The following is a 16,809-nucleotide window of genomic DNA, read 5'->3' on the forward strand; positions in this document are numbered from 1 at the left end:
TCCGCCGCCAACGAGGACGGCACGTTCAAGTCCGCCGACGAGCTGAAGACGATCTACGCCGACCAGCTCCGCGCAGCCGTGACCGGCTGGCCTGAGCCGGCCGCTCAGGCGTGACCGGCTGCCGCGACGGGGCGCGCGTCGCTGTCGCGTTCGGCCGGGTCGGAGGTCCGCTCGCCCTCCCGGTCCAGCAGTTGCATGATCGGGGTCGCCGTGATGCCGTGCGCCACGACGGAGACGAGCACCACCAGCCCGACGGTCGCCCAGAGTAGTTCGGCCTGGGGGAAGTCGGCCTTGGTGGTGGCGTACGCGAGGTAGTAGAACGAGCCGACGCCGCGGATGCCGAAGAACGAGATGACCCAGTGCTCGGCCGGGCGCCCCGGAGCGCCGCGCAGCGACAACCAGCCGATCAGCGGTCGTACCAGGAACACCAGCGCCAGCCCGACGGCGGCCGCCGGCCAGGTCAGCGGGCCCAGCAGGCCACCCACGATCGCGCCGCCGAGCAGCAGCAACAGCACCAGGGTGAGGAGCCGTTCTACCTGCTCGGCGAAGTCGTGCAGCACCGAGTGGAACTCGTGGGTCCGCTCGGCGGCCCGGATGGCCCGGGCGGCCACGAACACCGCCAGGAAGCCGTACCCGCCGGCCACCTCCACCAGCCCGTACGCCAGGAACGTGGCGGCCAGCGCCAGGAAGCCCTCGGCGTGCCGGGCCAGCCGCAGCTCGCTCGGCGCGCGGAAGAACAGCTTGCCGAGCAGCCAGCCGATGAGCAGCCCACCGCCGACGCCGACGCCGACCTTCCAGAGCACGTCCACGGTGAACCACTCGGCCAGCCAGTCGCCCGGCGCGAGGCTTGTCGACGCGATGGCGATGGCGGCGTAGACGAACGGGAACGCCAGCCCGTCGTTGAGGCCGGCCTCGGAGGTCAGCGCGAAGCGGACCTCGTCCTCGGAGTCCTCCACGTCGGTCGGCTCGCCGACCTGCACGTCGGCGGCGAGCACCGGGTCGGTCGGGGCCAGCGCGGCGCCCAACAACAGCGCGGCGGCCGGCACCAGCCCCGCCCACCACCAGCCGAGCAGGGCCACCGCCGCGATGCACAGGGGCATCGCGATCGCCAACAGCCGCCAGGTGGACGACCACCGCCGCCAACTCAGCGGCCGGTCGATCTTGAGCCCGGCGCCCATCAGCGCGACGATCACCCCGATCTCGGTGAGGTGGGTGGTCAGCTCCGGGTGGGCCAGGGGGTCCGGCGACGGCAACCCGACCGGCAGCAGGAACACGACCATGCCGAGGGCGAGGAAGGCGATCGGCATGGACAGTGGGCGCTGCTCCAACACCCGGGGCAGGATGCCCGCCAGCAGAGCGCCCAGGCCCACAAGCGCGAACGCCACGTCTACCGGCTCCACGGCACCACCTTTCCGCCGCACCCGCAGGGCGCGGGCAGGTGGTGACACACCTTGCCCCGCAAGGGCTCCGGCTATGCGCGTACGCGGCGGTAGACCACAGTGATCCTTACCGGGATCGGCTGAGCGGCGAGTCCGCGAGTTCGGTCAACAGGGCGGCCGGGTCCTCGTACACCGCTACGGCACCCGCGCCGGCCAACTCGCCGCGGCTGGTGCCACCGCAGGTCAGGCCCACACACGGCATGTGCAGTGCCCCGGCCGCGACGACGTCCCACACCGAGTCGCCGACGAAGACCGCCCGCTCGGCGGCCAACCCGGACTGCTCCAACGCGGCGACCAGGATGTCCGGTGCCGGCTTGCTCTGCTTGGCGTCCTCCGACGAGGTGACCGTGTCGATCACGTCGTCGGCGGCGAGCGCCCGACGGAGCGCGGCCACCTCCGCTTCCGTGGCGGAGGTGGCGAGCACCACCCGCAACCCCCGCTCGGCGCAGGCGCGTAACAGGTCGGCCGCCCGGGGGAGCGGCGTGAGTCGATCCCAGTACTCGGCGTAAAGAGTGTCGTGCGCGTCGCGCAGCTTCGAGTCCGCGTCGCGGTCCCGCTCCGGGCCGAGGAGGTGGTCGAGGAGCTTGTCCGACCCCATCCCGATCGAGCGGTGCACCGTCGCCATCGGCACCGGCTGATCGGTCTGTCGTAACGCCTCCCACCAGCTCACGGTGTGGAGGTAGGTGGTGTCGACGAGGGTGCCGTCGACGTCGAAGAGAACTCCGGCTGGCCGGTCGGTAGCCATCGCGTCCTCCACACCGTTGCGGTGCTCTCAGGGGTGCGCGGCCGGCGGCGTGAGGATCTCGAACCACACCGTGGAGCCGCGCACCGACGGGTCGGTGCCCCAGGCGTCACTGAGCTCCTCGATCAGGCCGAGGCCGCGCCCGCGACTGCTCAACGTGTCGGTACGGGCCCGGGTCACGGTGCCCCGGGTGCCGGAGTCCGCCACCGAGACGAGTAGGCGTTCGGCGCTCAGGTCGATCTCCACCCGGGCGGCCGTGCCGGCGTGCAGCAACGCGTTGGTGGTCAGCTCACTGGTGCAGAGCACCGCCGCACCGATCACCGACTCGGGCACCTGCCACTCGGTGAGCTGGCCGGTCAGCCAGTGTCGGACCCGGCTGGGCGCGGTCGGCTCCGCGGGCACCTCCATGCTCGCCGACCGGCTCGGTGTGAGCGCGTGCTCGACCGCCAGCACGGCCACGTCGTCCTCGGTGCCGCCCGGGACCGCCGCCGTGGCCACCGCACAGAGCGCGCGCGGGTCGCCACTACCGGCCTTGGCGACGGCGTCGCTCAGGGTGGCCAGCCCGGCGCTCAGGCTCTGCCGGCGTCGCTCCACCACCCCGTCGCTGAACAGCAGCAGGGTGTCGCCGGGGCGGAACGGGACAGTCGTGGTGCCCAGTCGACCGCCAAGCCCCAGCGGTGGTCCGGCCGGGACGTCGACGTACTCGGCGTGGAACCGGCCCTCCGGGCCGCCGCGACGAATCAGCGGCGCGGGGTGACCGGCGCTGGACAGGGTCAGCTCCCGCCGCTCGGTGTCGATCACCCCGAACGCCACGGTGACGAACAGTTCGTGCGTGCTGGCCTCCGCGCCGAGGCTGGTCACCAGCCGGTCCAGGCCGGCCAGGACCGCGTCGGGTGCCGGTTCGGCGAGGGCCAGGGCACGCAGCGCGGCGCGGACCTGCCCCATCCGCGCGGCGGCCTGCACGTCGTGCCCGGCGACGTCGCCGAGCACCACGCCGAGCGAGCCGTTGGGCAGCAGGAACGCGTCGTAGAAGTCGCCGCCGGCGGCGTTGCCGTCCACGCCCGGGTCGTAGCGGGCCGCGATCCGTAGTCGGGGCAGATCCGGTAGGTGCTCCGGCAACATGCTGCGTTGCAAGAGCTGGGCCGTGCCGTGCTGGGTCTCGAACCGGCGGGCCCGCTCCGCGGCCTGGCCGATCAGCTCGGCCGAGGCGGCAAGCAGCGCCCGCTCGGCCGGGGACCAGGTGTGCGGGACCTGATAGCCGACGGCCAGCCCACCACGGACCACCGAGGTGCCCAGGGGCAGGGCCGCCATCGCGCGGATCTTCTGGTCGTGGCGGTCCACCGCGGTGTCCCGCAGCGGCTGCCCGTCGCGGGTGAACGACGGGCCGCCGGAGCGCGCCGCCTGCACCACGGGGGCCGACCAGTCCGCCGCCGCGCGCCGCCAGAGCGGGGGCAGCCGCTCGTCGGCCTCGTCAAGCAACTCGCCCCGGACCCGGCGCACCATGCGCCAGCCCCCGCCGCCCTCGTCGACCGCGAACGAAGCCTGGTCGGGGTCGAACGTGGTGATCGCGTACCGCAGCGCCACCCGGGCCACGTCGTCCAGGGTGAGGGTGCCGGCGAGCGCCGCGGCCACCTCGCTGAGGCTCTGCAACTGCTCGGTGACGTGGGTGGTCTCGGCCGCGACCGTCAACACGCCCACGGTCTGCCCGGCGCTGTCGCGCACCGGCGAGTAGCTCCGGGTGAAGACCGCCTGCTCCACCGTCGCGGAGTGCCCACGGACCAGCGGCAGGGTGGACTCCTTCTCCAGGAAGGGCACGCCCTGCCGGTAGCAGCGCTCGATCACCGCACCCACGCCGGGCAGCGCCCAGATCTCGGCGAACACCTCCGCGGCCGGGCGGCCGAAGGCGCTGGGGTGCTTGCTGCCCAGCAGGTCGGCGTAGCCGGAGTTGTAGAGCAGGACGAGGTCGTCGCCGTACGCCAGCGCCATCGGCATCGGCGCGGCGAGGATCAGCTCCACCACGGCCCGGAGGGCGACGTCCCAGTCGTCGGCCGGACCCAGCGGGGTGTCCGCCCAGTCGTGGGCGAGCACGCCGACGCCCGGGGCGGACCCGGCGGGTGCGTCCGGGCCGGGAGTTGCTGGCGTGGGGACCCGCCCGACCGTTCCTGGCATGTTCGCAGCCTAGTCGGCCGACCGGAAAAGGCATCCGATCACTGCGGCGGGCCGTCGCCGCGTCCCTCGCCGTGGCTGTTCGGGCAGTTCAGAGGCCCCGGTCGCGAAAAACGCCGCACGCTGCGCGGAGTGCCGGACCTGTTGCCGGGTATGCGCCCGGCGCAGTCCATGCGACAGGAGGGACATCATGCTGAAAACCCTCGCGGTCCGGCAGGCCGACATCGGCGATGCCATCGCCGACACCTGGAGGTCGGTGCTGCTCTTCATCCCGAAGGCAGTGGCCTTCATCGTCATCCTCGTGGTCGGCTGGCTGATCGCCAGAGCCGTCCTCAAGATCGTGGATACGGTGCTGGAACGGGTGCGTTTCGACCAGGCGGTCGAACGCGGTGGCATCAAACGGGCCCTGGAGAGAACGAAGTACGACGCCAGCGACATCCTGGCCAGACTGGCGTACTACGCCGTACTGCTGTTCACGCTGCAGTTCGCCTTCGGAGTCTGGGGGCCCAACGCGATCAGTGACCTGATCAGCGGCGTGGTGGCCTGGCTGCCGCGTGCGTTCATCGCGATCGTCATCGTGGTGGTGGCGGCGGCGATCGCCAACGCGGTGCGGGATCTGGTCACCGGCGCGCTGGGAGGGCTCTCGTACGGCAAGGTCCTGGCCGACCTGACGGCGATCTTCATCATCGCGCTCGGTGTGATCGCCGCCCTGAACCAGGTGGGTATCGCCACCACGGTGACCACTCCGGTGCTGATCGCGGTGCTCGCCACGGTGGCCGGCATCCTGATCGTCGGCGTCGGCGGCGGTCTCGTGAAGCCGATGCAGAACCGCTGGGACGGGTGGCTGCGTCGGGCGGCCGAGGAGGCCCGTGCGGTGCAGCAGCAGCGTCAGGCCACGTCGGCCGGGCGGAGTGACGTGGAGCGGCAGATGGCCGACCGCGGGGGTGACCGTACCCAGGCCATGCCTCGGGTGGACGAAGCCCAGCAGTACCGCTCGTAGTCCGGTTACGACGGGTGGGAGGGTGTTCCGCGTACGACGCGGGGTGCCCTCCCTCGCGTGTGTCGTCAGTCCCGGTCGAGTGCGCGAGCGAGCGCGCAGACCGCGAGCAGGCGGGTGAGCAGCCACTCCGGGTGGCTCCAGTCGACCGGCCCGCTGGGCGGCGCCCACCCGTGCTCCAGGGCGGCGGCGCGGACCCCCTCGGCGTAGCCGGCCAGCGCCGCGGAGGTCAGCGGCGTGCGGTCGCCGTCGAGGCTGTCCCGGACGGCTGCCGCGTGCTGGTCGACGAGGGCCAGCAGACCCGGTCGCGCGGCGGCGGCGGTGAGCCCGACGGTGCCCACGGAGACGGTGAGGGCGGCCAGGGTGGACCGCGCCGAGTCGACGGCGGTACGGGAGGCGACCCGGCTGAACGGCACACGCATGGTGACCGAGGCTAACCGACAGGTGACGGCGTCGGCCTCGGCCGCTCGGTGGATGTCGCCTCTGCCACTGGGGCGATAGCCGCTGACCTGGGGGATTGATCCGGCACAGACGGGGCAGCAGGAGAACACGCACCGATGGCGGGACACGGCACGGAGGCACGGATGGGACAGCGGGCGGACGGACCGGACGAGCGGCACCGGCGGCCGGACGGGGTCAGCGACGAGACGGTCGCGGCGCTCGGCAAGCTCAGCGAGGCGCTGGAGTGTGTGGAGCGGGCCCGGGGGCACCTCTACTCGATGCACCAGTTGGTCGGCCATGCCGACCTGATGCTCGACGACGCGGTGGAGCAGTTCCGCGCCGCCGGGCATCCGCACCTGGCCGAGCGGATCGGCACTGAGCTGCGCGGCCGCAACGTCATCGCCGGACGGTGGACGTTCCAGATCGTCGAGGACTTCGACGACGGCTACCACGCGCTGTTCCGGGAGCTGGACCAGCAGGCCCGCGACGAGTTGGTGGGCGGGCGGCGGCACCTCTACGAGGCGGAGATGAAGGAACGTCGCCGCAGCCGGGGCCGGCCGGGCCACGAGGCCCGGCCGGGTGACGAAGGCTAGTCGGTTGTCGCGTCGGCCGGGCGTCGCCGGGCCGCGTCGTCAGCGATGATCACGGTGGCCACCATCAGCGCGACGCAGAGGCTGAACAGCCACGACTCGTCGGCGACGAGCCAGGCGGACACGGGCGCCTGGAGCGCGGCGAGCAGGAAGCCGAGCCAGGCGAGCCGGCGCTGACGCGTGGAGAGGATTCCGGAGCCTTGATGCATCCCGAAATTCTTACGCGAAACAGCCGGCTTGCCGTCGTCCGATCGGCCGATTCTGGATGAGCTGTCCGTTTTCTCGACCGTACGGACACGACTTCTTTGCGCGGTGGGCGATCGGCTGCCGACGGCGCTAAGGTGCCCCTGCGGCAAGATGGGTTCTCGTGTCCACCCCGCCCGCGCGCCCCCGCGCCATGCTGCTCCTGCTGGCCTACCTCGCGTTCGTCAGCCTCGGCCTGCCCGACGGCCTGCTCGGCGTCAGCTGGCTGTCGATCCGGGCCGACTTCGACGTGCCCACCGAGGCAGTCGGATGGGTGCTCACCGCCGGCACCGTCGGCTATCTCACCTCGAGCGTGCTGGCCGGCTTCACACTGGCCCGGGTCGGCGTGGGCGCCCTGCTCGCCGGCAGCACCGTGCTGGCCAGCCTGGCGCTGACCGGCTTCTCGGTGAGCCCGGTGCTGGCGGTGCTGGTGGGCTGCGCGCTGCTGCTCGGGCTCGGCTCCGGCGCGGTGGACTCCGGGCTCAACGCGTACGCCGCCGGGGCCTTCGGACCCCGCCACATGAACTGGTTGCACGCCTTCTTCGGCCTCGGCGTGGCCATCGGCCCACTGATCATGACCGGTGTGCTGAGCGCCGGGCTCGCGTGGCGGTGGGGGTACGGCATCGTGGCCGCCGCCCAGCTCGTCCTCGCCGTCGCGTTCGTGCTCACCGCTCGGGCCTGGCACCGCGGCGCCCCGGCCGGTAACGAGGCGGGCGAGTCGGTCCAGGCCACGCCCGCCGGGCCGGCGCCGACCGTCCGGGACACGCTGCGGCTGCCGGCGGTCTGGTCGGGGACGCTCGCCTTCGTGGTGTACGTGGCGATCGAGGTGTCCGCCGGTCTGTGGGCGTTCCTGCTGCTGACCGAGGGGCGTGGGCTCAGCGCGGCACTTGCCGGCGGCTGCGTCTCCGCGTACTGGGGCAGCCTCTTCGTCGGTCGGGTGGTGCAGGGGCTGGTGGCCGAACGCCTGGGGGCGGGGCTGGTGCTGCGCGCCAGCCTGGTCGGGATGGCGGTCGGCGCGGCGCTGATCGCCGTACCCGGGCCGGCCGTCCTTGCGGTGCTCGGCCTGATCGTGGTCGGTTTCGCCGCCGCGCCGGTGTTTCCGCTGCTCACCCTCACCACCGCCGAGCGGGTCGGCGCGGCGCACGCGGACCGGGCCATCGGGTTGCAGATCGGCGCTTCCGGCGTCGGTGCGGCGCTCGTCCCGGCCGCGCTGGGCGTGCTGATCGGCAACACGTCGGTGGAGGTGCTGGGCGCGGCCCTGTTGGCGCTCGCGCTGGCGCTGATCGCGCTCCACGAGTGGGGCGCGCGCCGACCCGGCGTCGGGGCCCCCGCACGGGGGGTGCCCAGCCAGCCCGGGAGTGATCCTCAGACGTCGGGCCCGGTCCTGCCGGTGGTGGAGGGGCGGTAGGCGCGCTGCGGGTCGGTGGCCTCCCGGCTGTTGCCCTGGGCCGCCCCGTCACGGTCCGACGCGGCCGGCCCGTGCCCGAACGTGGCCTCCTCGCCGGCGTCGTTACCCGTCACGTCGTCGGCCTGCCCGTCGAGGCTGGAGCCCGACACGGCGCGCTCCAACTCCTCCAACGGAAGCCGTTCCTCGTCCCGCCACACCCTGATGTTGTCGTCGGTCATACCGACAGCCGTACCCGGGCACGATGATCGCAAACGGGCCCGGGTACGGCGATGGCCGCCGGGACCCCGGCGGCCATCGCGGCTGCACTGCTCGCGGTCACGGCTGCGGGCGGTCCACCTGCCCGCGCCAGGCACCGGTCTCCTGACCACGCCGCTCGATGAAGGTCTTGAACCGCTCCAGGTCGCCCTTCGCCCGCCGGTCGACGATGCCGAGCTTGTCGCCGGCCTGCTCGACCACGCCGTGCGGCTCGAACTCGAGTTGCAGGGTGACCCGGGTCTTGTCCTGGTCCAGTCGGTGGAAGGTCACCACACCGGCCTGCTGGGTGCCGTCGGTCGAGCGCCAGGCGACCCGCTCGTCGGGGAGCTGCTCGGTGATCTCCGCGTCGAACTCGCGCTTCACCCCGGCGATGTCCACGGTCCAGTGGGTCATCGTGTCGGAGAGCTGCCGGACCTCCTGCACACCCTCCATGAACTCGGGGAACTCCTCGAACTGCGTCCACTGGTCGTACGCGGTGCGCACGGGTACGGAAACGTCCACATGTTCGGTAACGCCACTCATCGGGGAACCTCCTTCAGTCGCTGGTGGATCGTCGGATCGGGGGCGATCCCTCTCACCAGCGAGTCGTCTCGTTCTTGTTGCCCAGCGCGGCCCACACCTCGGAGACCGTCTGGTAGACGGTGCCCTCGGGCAGCCGTTCCAACGCCGCCACGATGTCGTCGGGCGCCTCGTTCTCGCGGGCGCTGGCGATGAGCACCAAGCGGTCACCCGGCAGCGCGCTCATCGAGATGAATCGGCCGAGCCGGCTGCGCTGCTCGACGTCCGTGGAGCTCATGCCCTGCGGGGTTCCGGTGCGCAGGTCGCCGGCCGGGGCGGTGGTCGTCTCCGGCTGGTCCTCGCCGGCCGGTTCCGGCACCCGCGACTCGTCGACCCGAGAGCCACCGGTCCCCGGCCCCTGCACGAGGCCGCTGACCTCCTGACTCATCTGTTCGTCGATCCTCGGTCCGTGCTTGCTGTTGCCACGCTCCATGCCTTCTGCGCTACCCGGCACCCCGCCCGGTAAACCGGCACCGGGCCACGAACGGGCTCTCGCTTCGGGGGCGAACCGGACGACCAGGCCCGGAACACCGGCTCAGTCGTCGGCGGGCCGGCGCGGCGGCAGCACCGGGTCCTCCGGGTCCGGGTCGCCGGCCTGCAACTGTCGCCCGCGCTGCACCTCGGCGTTGATCTGCACCCCGAGCATCAGCGCCGAGTTGGACAGGTAGAGCCAGACCAGGAACGCGATGGCCGCGCCAAGGCTGCCGTAGGTGGTGCTGTACGAGCCGAAGTTGGCCACGTAGAGGCCGAAGCCGAAGGAGGCAGCCGCCCAGGAGACGAGGGCCACCGCGCCGCCCGGGGTGAGCCAGCGGAACCGGGGTTGGCGCACGTTCGGCGCGATCCAGAACAGCAGGGACAGCAGCACCATCATGATCATGGCGAGGACCGGCCACTTCGCCACCCTCCACACCGTGCGGGCCAGGCCACCGGCGTTGACCAGGTCGCCGACCGCGTCGGTGACCGGCCCGCTGACGATCAGGGCGAGGGCGACCACCGCGAGCAGCACCAGCGTGATCGCCGCCAGGCCGATCTGGAGCGGTCGAAGCTTCCACACCGGACGGCCCTCGGTCACCCCGTAGACGGCGTTCGAGGCCCGGGTGAACGCGCCGATGAAGCCCGACGCGGACCAGAGCGCGCCGAGCAGACCGAAGCTCAGCAGCAGCTTCGGGTTGCTCTGGTCGAGCACCACGGACCGGATCACCCCGACCACGCCGCCCTCGTCGTCGGTCAGGACCGCACCGGCACCGACCTGTTTGGCCAGGTCGACCACCGTGTCCAGGGTCCGTTCACCATCGGAGACCAGACCGACGAGGGCCACCACCACGATGGCGGACGGGAAGAGCGCCAGGACGCCGTAGTAGGTGAGCGCGGCGGCCCAGTCGGAGCAGTTGTCGTTGACGAAGTTCTGCACGCTGCGGACCAGCACCCCGCGCCAGGTCCGCCAGCTCAGCTGCCGCATCCGCCGGGGTACCCGAGTGTCGGATGTGCCGTCGACGGTCGTGCCCGGCTCCGTGGTCGTCATGCCCGCTCCCTGCGCCCCGGCCGCCGGATGACCGGTCGTCCCCCTCTGGCCTGGACGCGGCGGTACCCGGACGGCGAAATCGACAAACCCCCACCGCGCCCGGTCGGCGCCGCCAGGGTTTGCCGCCGCGTCCCGGGGGAACGGTCACAGTGACCCTGTCGACACGGAGGAGGACGAGATGCCCGGGCGCGAGGACCTGCCCAGCACGCTGCGACGCTCCCCGGAGAAGGCGCAGCGCACCTGGGAGAAGACGCACGACTCGGCGGTCGAGACCTACGGCGAGGGGGAGCGGTCGCACCGCACCGCCTTCGCCGCGGTGAAGCACCAGTTCGAGAAGGTGGGCGACCACTGGGAGCCGAAGGGCCGCAAGGGCCCCAGCGACCAGCAGGCCGCCGGCGGCGGGCCGGAACGGCGGGCCCCCACGGCGGGCGGCGTGGACGCCAACGCCACCAAGGACCACCTGATGTCGGTGGCCCGCAAACTCGACGTACCCGGCCGGTCCAGCATGACCAAACCGGAGCTGGTCACGGCCATCGAGAAGGCCAACGACCGCGCCACCCGCAAGGCCCGCGGCGACTGACCGCCGCCGCACCTGAGCACCACCGACGCGGTACGGGCGGGCGCTCCACCCCTGCGTCCGCCCGTGCTGTTCTCACCACTGCCCGCCGCCCGGCGCCTCGATGTGCACCGCCTTCGTGGCGGTGAACTCGTCGAGCAACTCCGGGCCGTACCCGAAGCCCTGCCCGCTGGCGCGGCGCGGATGCGCGGCACCCCCCGGCGCACCCCCGAACACCGCGTTGACCTTGACCGTGCCCACCGGCAGTTCCCGCCAGGCCTGCTGCGCGTGGCTCATCGACGCTGTCAACACGGTGGCGGCCAGCCCGTACGGGGAGTCCGCCGCGCAGCGCAGCGCCTCGTCGAACGAGTCGACGACCACCACCGGGGCGACCGGCCCGAAGGTCTCCTCCCGGACCAGCGGCATGTCGTGGCGGCACCCGGTGACGACGGTGGCCGGGTAGAACGCCCCCGGCCCGTCCGGCACCTCGCCGCCCACCAGCACCCGCGCGCCGTCCGCCACCGCGGCGGCCACCTGGCCGTGCACGTGGTCCCGGTGCCGCCGGTCGACCAGCGGGCCCAGCTCGGTGCCCGGATCCCGGCCCGGCCCGACCCGCAGCGCCTCGGCGCGCCGTACCAGCGCGGCCACGAAGTCGTCGGCCACCTCCCGGTGCACGTAGAGCCGCTCCACCGCCACGCAGATCTGCCCGGCGTTTGCGAACGCGCCGAGCGCCGCCTGCTCCGCCGCCCACTCCGGGTCGACGCCCGCGTCCACGATCAACGGGTCGCTGCCGCCGTTCTCCAACAGCACCTTCGCGCCGGTGCGGGCCGCGGCGGCGGCGATCGCCCGCCCGGTCGCGGTGGAGCCCACGTGCGCCACCACGTCGACCTCCTGCGCGGCCAGCGCCGCACCCACCTCGGGGCCGCCGGTGAGCAGTGACAACACCCCGGCCGGCAGCGCCTGGTCCAGTGCGCGGGCCAGTAGCCAACCCGTCGCCGGTGTCCGTTCGCTCGGCTTGTAGAGCACCACGTTCCCGGTCACCACCGCCGCGCCGAGCAGCCCGCAGGACACCGCCACCGGGTCGTTCCACGGGGTGATCGCCGCGACCACGCCACGCGGCTGCGGGGTCAGGAAGTCAATCGCGCCGCTGTCGCCGTGCAACGTGCGCCCGCCGCGTAACGGGGCCAGCTCCGCGTACTGTCGCAGCGTGCCGATGCCCGCCTCGACGCCGCCGCGGGCGTCCGCCAACGGCTTGCCCATCTCGGCGGTGACCGCCGCCGCCAACTCCTCGGTGACCGCCGCCACCGCGTCCGCAGCCCGGTGCAGCGCCGCCGCCCGCTCGGCCGGCGCGGTCGCCGCCCACTGGGCCGCCGCGTTGCGGGCCGCCTGGGTGGCCTTGCCCACCTCGTCGGCGGTGGCCACCGGCACCGTACTCACCGGCGCGTCGTCCGCGGGATCACGCACGACAAGTTCGCCACCGTCGCCGCCCGCACCCCACACGCCACCCACCAGCTGCGCAACCGTGTACATGCGGCGCTGGATGCCCCGGCCTCGCCGAGGCAAACGCGTTTCGCCCGGTTGCGCGCCGGGTAGGCGGATCCGATGACAACCACCGCCGCGCAGAGCGCGGACGCCGTCGTCGTCGGGGCCGGGCACAACGGTCTGGTGGCGGCGAACCTGCTGGCGGACGCCGGCTGGGACGTGGTGGTGCTGGAGGCGACCGCTGCGCCCGGCGGCGCGGTCCGCTCCGCCGAGGTCACCGCGCCGGGCTACCTGAGCGACCTCTACAGCTCGTTCTACCCCCTCGGGTACGCCTCGCCGGTGCTCGGCGGCCTCGACCTCGGCCGGTACGGGTTGTCCTGGCGGCACGCCCCGGACGTGCTGGCACACCTGCTGCCGGACGGTCGGGCCGCGGTGATCAACCGGGACCCGGACGTCACCGCCGCCTCGCTCGAGCAGTTCGCGCCCGGCGACGGCAAGCGCTGGCTCAACGCGTACACCGACTGGGTCGAGGTGGCCGAGCCGATGCTCGACGCGATCACCTCACCGTTCCCGCCGGTACGCGGCGGGCTGGGTCTGCTGCGCCGGCTGCGCGTCGCCGGCGCGCTGCGGCTGGGGCGGCGTCTGGTCGTGCCGGTACGGAAACTCGGCGGCGAACTCTTCGACGGGGACGGCGGGCCGGCGCTGCTGGCCGGCTGCGCCCTGCACACCGACCTCTCCCCGGAGGAGGCCGGCTCCGGGGTGTACGGCTGGCTGCTGGCGATGCTCGGCCAGCAGATCGGGTGGCCGGTGCCGGACGGCGGCGCGCAGCAGATCACCAACGCGCTCGTGGATCGGTTGCAGGGGCGTGGCGGAGTGATTCTCTACGGCGCTCCGGTCGACCGGGTGCTCACCGCCCGGGGTCGGGCGATGGGTGTCCGCACCGTCGGCGGGGCGCTGTGGCGGGCCCGACGGGCGGTGCTCGCCGACGTGCCGGCGCCGGCGCTCTACCTCGACCTCGTCGGTGCTGCCGCGCTGCCGTCCCGACTGGTGGAGGACCTGGCGCACTTCCGGTGGGACGGCTCCACGCTGAAGGTGGACTGGGCGCTCTCCGCGCCGGTGCCCTGGACCAACCGGCAGTTGGCCGGCGCCGGCACCGTCCACCTCGGCGCGGACCTGAACGGGCTCACCCACTACGCCAGCGAGCTGGCCCGTGGCGAACTGCCCCGCGACCCGTTCCTGCTTGTCGGTCAGATGTCGGTGGCGGACCCGAGCCACTCCCCGCCGGGCACCGAGTCGCTCTGGTCGTACACCCACCTGCCGTTTCGGCGGAACTGGCGGGCCGAGGAGGTCGCCGGGCACGTACAGCGGATGGAGGACGTGCTGGAGGAGGCGGCCCCGGGTTTCCGCAACCTGATCGTGGGCCGGCACGTGGCCGGGCCGGCCGACCTGGAGAGGGGCAACCCGAGCCTGGTCGGTGGCACGCTCGGCGGCGGGACGGCCGCCGCGTACCAACAGCTCTTCCTGCGCCCGGTCCCCGGCCTGGGACGGGCGGACACCCCGGTGGACCGGCTCTTCCTGGCCAGCGCGTCGGCGCACCCCGGCGGCGGCGTGCACGGCGCACCGGGCGCGAACGCGGCCCGCGCGGCGCTGGCCCGCGACCGAGCCCTCACCGGCCGCGCCTACGCCGCAGCCATCGCCACCGCCCACAAAGCCATCTACCCCCCCGCCTGAACCCGAGCCCCCGGCACTGCCCGCACCCCGCCCCGCGCCGCGCCGCACCCCGCCCCGCGCGCCGCACCCCGCCCCGCGCCGTCGATCAAGGAGTTGTGGTGGGGGACAAAGCGCCTGTAAGGGTGCTGAACGGGCACCACAACTCCATGATCGACCGGGCTCAGGGCGCGGGGGACTCCGAGCGCGGGGCGTGCGGGTTCTAGCGGGTTATGTTGCGGTGTTTGCTGCGGAGGCGGAAGGGCATGAGTGCGCTCTCCACCTTGGTCGCGGTGGTCATCTTGGAAGCGCCCTCGCGCCGCTCCTCGAAGCGGATCGGCACCTCCAGGATGGTGTGGCCCAGCTTGGTGGCGAGGTAGTGCATCTCCACCTGGAAGCTGTAGCCGTTGGACTGCACCCGCTCCAGGTCGATGTCGCGCAGGGCGTCGGCCCGCCAGATCTTGAAGCCGGCGGTGAGGTCGCGGATCCGTACCCGCAGCAACGTGTGCACGTAGAGGTTGGCCCAGCCGCTGAGCGCCCGGCGGTAGAGCGGCCAGTTCTCGTCCAGTTCGCCGCCGGGCACGTACCGGGAGCCGATCACCACGCTGGCCTGGGTGGAGAGCAGCGCGCCAAGCATTCCCGGCAGCGCCTCCGGCGGGTGCGAGAGGTCGGCGTCCATCTGGGCCACGTACTCGGCGCCACCCTCGATCGCCCGGCTCATCCCGTCCACGTACGCCCGGCCGAGGCCCTCCTTGCCGGCGCGGTGCACGACCTCGACCCGGTCGGGGTTCTCGATGGCCAGCTTGTCGGCCACCTCCCCGGTGCCGTCGGGGGAGTTGTCGTCAGCCACCAGGATGCGCAGCCCCGGCAGCGGCAGCGCGAGCAGTCGCTCGACAAGCGCCGGGAGGTTGCCCGCCTCGTTGTAGGTGGGCACGACGACGGTCAGGCGTGCGTCCCGCCACGGCGACGGCAACTGCACCGGCTTGATCATGTCGGTCATCCTCGGTTTGCGGACAAGAGTCATGGAAAGGGTATCCAGTTCCCGCATTCGCTCCGAGGGAGGCACCCCTTCCGGGCGTTGCGGACCCTCGCCGCCCGCCGCCTTCTTGGCGAAAGCCCTGGTCAGGGGATTGTGAAGGTCACCGCCGTCGACGCGCGGCAGCAGTGAGGGCGAGCGCCGCCACGGCGAGCGCGACGCCGGAGAGCGCCGGCTTGTGCGTGCCGACCCAGAGGGCCGCGGAGCGGTCCCGCGCCTGTTCGAGGAACACCCCCGCCGTGCCCCGGTCCGTGTCGGCGTCGCCGGGATGGTCCAGGTTGTCCCGCCAGGTCGCCGGGTCGATCTCCGCACCGGTCTGCTGACTGTCATAGCCGTCGCGGGCCAGCTTGCGGTCGAGCAGGCCCGGGAACAGGGCGTCGGCGACCCGGGCCTGCCAGGTCGGGCCGCCCACGTTCAGCTCGCGGGTCCCGCGGTCGGCGGCCCACACGATGGCCCGGGCGGCCAGCTCCGGCGTGAAGATCGGCGGCACCGGCTGCGGATGCCGGGGCAGCCGGGTGCGGACCCAGGAGAACTGCGGCGTGTTGAGCGCGGGCAGCTGCACCATGGACAGCTTCACCGCCGGGCAGTCGTGCAGCAGCTCGGCGCGCAGCGAGTCGTTGAACCCCTGGACGGCGTGCTTGCTCGCGCAGTATGCCGACTGCAGCGGAATCCCCCGGTAGGCCAACGCCGAGCCCACCTGCACGATGGTGCCCCGCCCGTGCGCCCGCATGTGCCGCAGCGCGGCGAGGGTGCCGTGCACCGTGCCCAGGTAGGTGACCTCGGTGACCCGGTGGAACTCACGCGCCGGAATCTCCCAGGCCGGCGCGAACACCGACACCATCGCGTTGTTGATCCAGACGTCGATGCCGCCCCAGCGGTGCACCACGTCGTCGGCGGCCTGCTGCACCGCGCCCGCGTCGGCCACGTCGACCCGGTACACGCGGACGTCGGTCGCGCCGCGCTCCCGGCACTCCCGCTCGGCGGCGACAAGGCCCGCCTCGCCCCGCGCCAGCAGCGCCAGCCGTGCGCCGCGTGCCGCGTACGCGTGGGCGACGGCCCGGCCGACGCCGGCGCTCGCGCCGGTCACCACCACGGTCCGTGTCACGGTCAACCCTTCTGCCGGGTGGCGATGTCGGAGAGTCTGGCCAGGGTCTCCCGGTTGCGCCGGTGCAGGACGAGATCGTTGATCTTGTTGTGGACCCAGCGGAGCGGTCCGGCCGCGAAGTCCTCCCCGAGACGCACCCGGGTTGCGCCGTCACCCACGGGTTCCAGGGTGAAGGCCACGATCGCCTCACCCGCAGGCCAGAGACCGGCCTTCAGGACGAGCCGGTGCGGCGGTTCGCAGACCAGCACCGTCGACGCGTCCTGCAACGAGATCGGCCACGGCCCGGCCCGGTGGTGCAGTTGGCTGCCCACCCGGGGCCAGGCGTCGTCCACGTCCCGCATGTGTGCCGTGCCCACCACCCAGTCGCTGTACGTCCACCCGTCGGCGAGCACGTCGAACACCTGCTGCGGGGGAGCGTCGATCACTTTCTCCACAATCGCCACTGGGCTTTCATACCCGCGCCACACACGGGCTAACGACAGGCGGGGTTAGCTTCTCCGGCTCGGCGGGTAAGGCCGACCCGGGGCACCGCCGGCGGCGCTGGCCCACCGCCTCGACGACG

18 protein-coding genes are annotated in these 16,809 nt (G+C 73.0%); 5 read left to right on the forward strand and 13 right to left on the reverse strand.

Annotated features, from left to right (window positions below; genetic code table 11):
• Positions 1-104: 104 nt before the first annotated feature.
• The 3 genes from ACWER9_RS15865 to ACWER9_RS15875 all read right to left on the reverse strand — a co-directional run bounded on the left by ACWER9_RS15865 (position 105) and on the right by ACWER9_RS15875 (position 4,350).
• The gene (locus tag ACWER9_RS15865; protein WP_452302521.1) at positions 105-1,400 is read right to left on the reverse strand and encodes a cation:proton antiporter domain-containing protein; all 1,296 of its coding nucleotides are present in this window, start codon (positions 1,398-1,400) and stop codon (positions 105-107) included.
• Positions 1,401-1,506: 106 nt separating this feature from the next.
• Positions 1,507-2,184: an HAD family hydrolase gene (locus ACWER9_RS15870; protein WP_452302522.1), complete on the reverse strand. Its 678-nt coding sequence runs from the start codon at positions 2,182-2,184 to the stop codon at positions 1,507-1,509.
• Between the two features lie 27 nt (positions 2,185-2,211).
• Positions 2,212-4,350, reverse strand: a complete 2,139-nt coding sequence (locus ACWER9_RS15875; protein WP_452302523.1) for a SpoIIE family protein phosphatase — start codon at positions 4,348-4,350, stop codon at positions 2,212-2,214.
• Between the two features lie 187 nt (positions 4,351-4,537).
• Between ACWER9_RS15875 and ACWER9_RS15880 the strand changes: the two genes are divergently transcribed.
• Positions 4,538-5,347 (forward strand): mechanosensitive ion channel family protein, encoded by an 810-nt coding sequence (locus ACWER9_RS15880; protein WP_285794186.1) that lies wholly within the window; start codon positions 4,538-4,540, stop codon positions 5,345-5,347.
• A 65-nt stretch (positions 5,348-5,412) separates the two neighbouring features.
• On the opposite strand, the gene ACWER9_RS15885 is transcribed toward ACWER9_RS15880, so the two are convergent.
• A complete protein-coding gene (locus ACWER9_RS15885) occupies positions 5,413-5,766 on the reverse strand; it encodes a DUF6401 family natural product biosynthesis protein (RefSeq protein WP_452302524.1) in 354 nt (117 codons plus the stop codon).
• 162 nt (positions 5,767-5,928) lie between these two features.
• Between ACWER9_RS15885 and ACWER9_RS15890 the strand changes: the two genes are divergently transcribed.
• Positions 5,929-6,378, forward strand: a complete 450-nt coding sequence (locus tag ACWER9_RS15890) for a hypothetical protein (RefSeq protein ID WP_452302525.1) — start codon at positions 5,929-5,931, stop codon at positions 6,376-6,378.
• Here ACWER9_RS15890 and ACWER9_RS15895 read toward each other — a convergent pair.
• Positions 6,375-6,584, reverse strand: coding sequence for a hypothetical protein (locus ACWER9_RS15895; protein ID WP_452302526.1), 210 nt, complete (start codon positions 6,582-6,584; stop codon positions 6,375-6,377). The genes ACWER9_RS15890 and ACWER9_RS15895 overlap by 4 nt on opposite strands.
• A gap of 158 nt (positions 6,585-6,742) precedes the next feature.
• On the opposite strand from ACWER9_RS15895, the gene ACWER9_RS15900 reads away from it, so the two are divergent.
• The gene (locus tag ACWER9_RS15900; protein WP_452302527.1) at positions 6,743-8,026 is read left to right on the forward strand and encodes an MFS transporter; all 1,284 of its coding nucleotides are present in this window, start codon (positions 6,743-6,745) and stop codon (positions 8,024-8,026) included.
• Here ACWER9_RS15900 and ACWER9_RS15905 read toward each other — a convergent pair.
• The 4 genes from ACWER9_RS15905 to ACWER9_RS15920 all read right to left on the reverse strand — a co-directional run bounded on the left by ACWER9_RS15905 (position 7,984) and on the right by ACWER9_RS15920 (position 10,361).
• The gene (locus ACWER9_RS15905) at positions 7,984-8,244 is read right to left on the reverse strand and encodes a hypothetical protein (RefSeq protein ID WP_452302528.1); all 261 of its coding nucleotides are present in this window, start codon (positions 8,242-8,244) and stop codon (positions 7,984-7,986) included. The genes ACWER9_RS15900 and ACWER9_RS15905 overlap by 43 nt on opposite strands.
• A gap of 97 nt (positions 8,245-8,341) precedes the next feature.
• A complete protein-coding gene (locus ACWER9_RS15910; RefSeq protein ID WP_357349512.1) occupies positions 8,342-8,803 on the reverse strand; it encodes an SRPBCC family protein in 462 nt (153 codons plus the stop codon).
• 52 nt (positions 8,804-8,855) lie between these two features.
• A complete protein-coding gene (locus ACWER9_RS15915; RefSeq protein WP_088947320.1) occupies positions 8,856-9,272 on the reverse strand; it encodes a DUF2795 domain-containing protein in 417 nt (138 codons plus the stop codon).
• A 102-nt stretch (positions 9,273-9,374) separates the two neighbouring features.
• On the reverse strand, positions 9,375-10,361 hold the full coding sequence (locus ACWER9_RS15920) for a YihY/virulence factor BrkB family protein (RefSeq protein ID WP_452302529.1): 987 nt from the start codon (positions 10,359-10,361) through the stop codon (positions 9,375-9,377).
• 178 nt (positions 10,362-10,539) lie between these two features.
• Here ACWER9_RS15920 and ACWER9_RS15925 point away from each other — a divergent pair, with 178 nt between their 5' ends.
• Positions 10,540-10,941 carry a ChaB family protein gene (locus tag ACWER9_RS15925; protein WP_210785235.1) on the forward strand — a complete coding sequence of 134 codons (402 nt, stop codon included), beginning with the start codon at positions 10,540-10,542 and terminating at the stop codon, positions 10,939-10,941.
• 72 nt (positions 10,942-11,013) lie between these two features.
• Here the strand turns inward: ACWER9_RS15925 and ACWER9_RS15930 are convergent, their stop codons facing one another.
• Positions 11,014-12,447: an aldehyde dehydrogenase family protein gene (locus ACWER9_RS15930; RefSeq protein ID WP_452302530.1), complete on the reverse strand. Its 1,434-nt coding sequence runs from the start codon at positions 12,445-12,447 to the stop codon at positions 11,014-11,016.
• 72 nt (positions 12,448-12,519) lie between these two features.
• On the opposite strand from ACWER9_RS15930, the gene ACWER9_RS15935 reads away from it, so the two are divergent.
• A complete protein-coding gene (locus tag ACWER9_RS15935) occupies positions 12,520-14,130 on the forward strand; it encodes a phytoene desaturase family protein (RefSeq protein ID WP_452302531.1) in 1,611 nt (536 codons plus the stop codon).
• A gap of 199 nt (positions 14,131-14,329) precedes the next feature.
• Here the strand turns inward: ACWER9_RS15935 and ACWER9_RS15940 are convergent, their stop codons facing one another.
• The 3 genes from ACWER9_RS15940 to ACWER9_RS15950 all read right to left on the reverse strand — a co-directional run bounded on the left by ACWER9_RS15940 (position 14,330) and on the right by ACWER9_RS15950 (position 16,690).
• On the reverse strand, positions 14,330-15,097 hold the full coding sequence (locus ACWER9_RS15940; RefSeq protein WP_357349504.1) for a polyprenol monophosphomannose synthase: 768 nt from the start codon (positions 15,095-15,097) through the stop codon (positions 14,330-14,332).
• 148 nt (positions 15,098-15,245) lie between these two features.
• Positions 15,246-16,247: an SDR family oxidoreductase gene (locus ACWER9_RS15945; protein WP_452302532.1), complete on the reverse strand. Its 1,002-nt coding sequence runs from the start codon at positions 16,245-16,247 to the stop codon at positions 15,246-15,248.
• Between the two features lie 2 nt (positions 16,248-16,249).
• Positions 16,250-16,690, reverse strand: a complete 441-nt coding sequence (locus tag ACWER9_RS15950) for an SRPBCC family protein (RefSeq protein WP_452302533.1) — start codon at positions 16,688-16,690, stop codon at positions 16,250-16,252.
• Positions 16,691-16,809 lie beyond the last annotated feature (119 nt).

It is taken from the genome of Micromonospora sp. NPDC003944 (assembly GCF_053605225.1).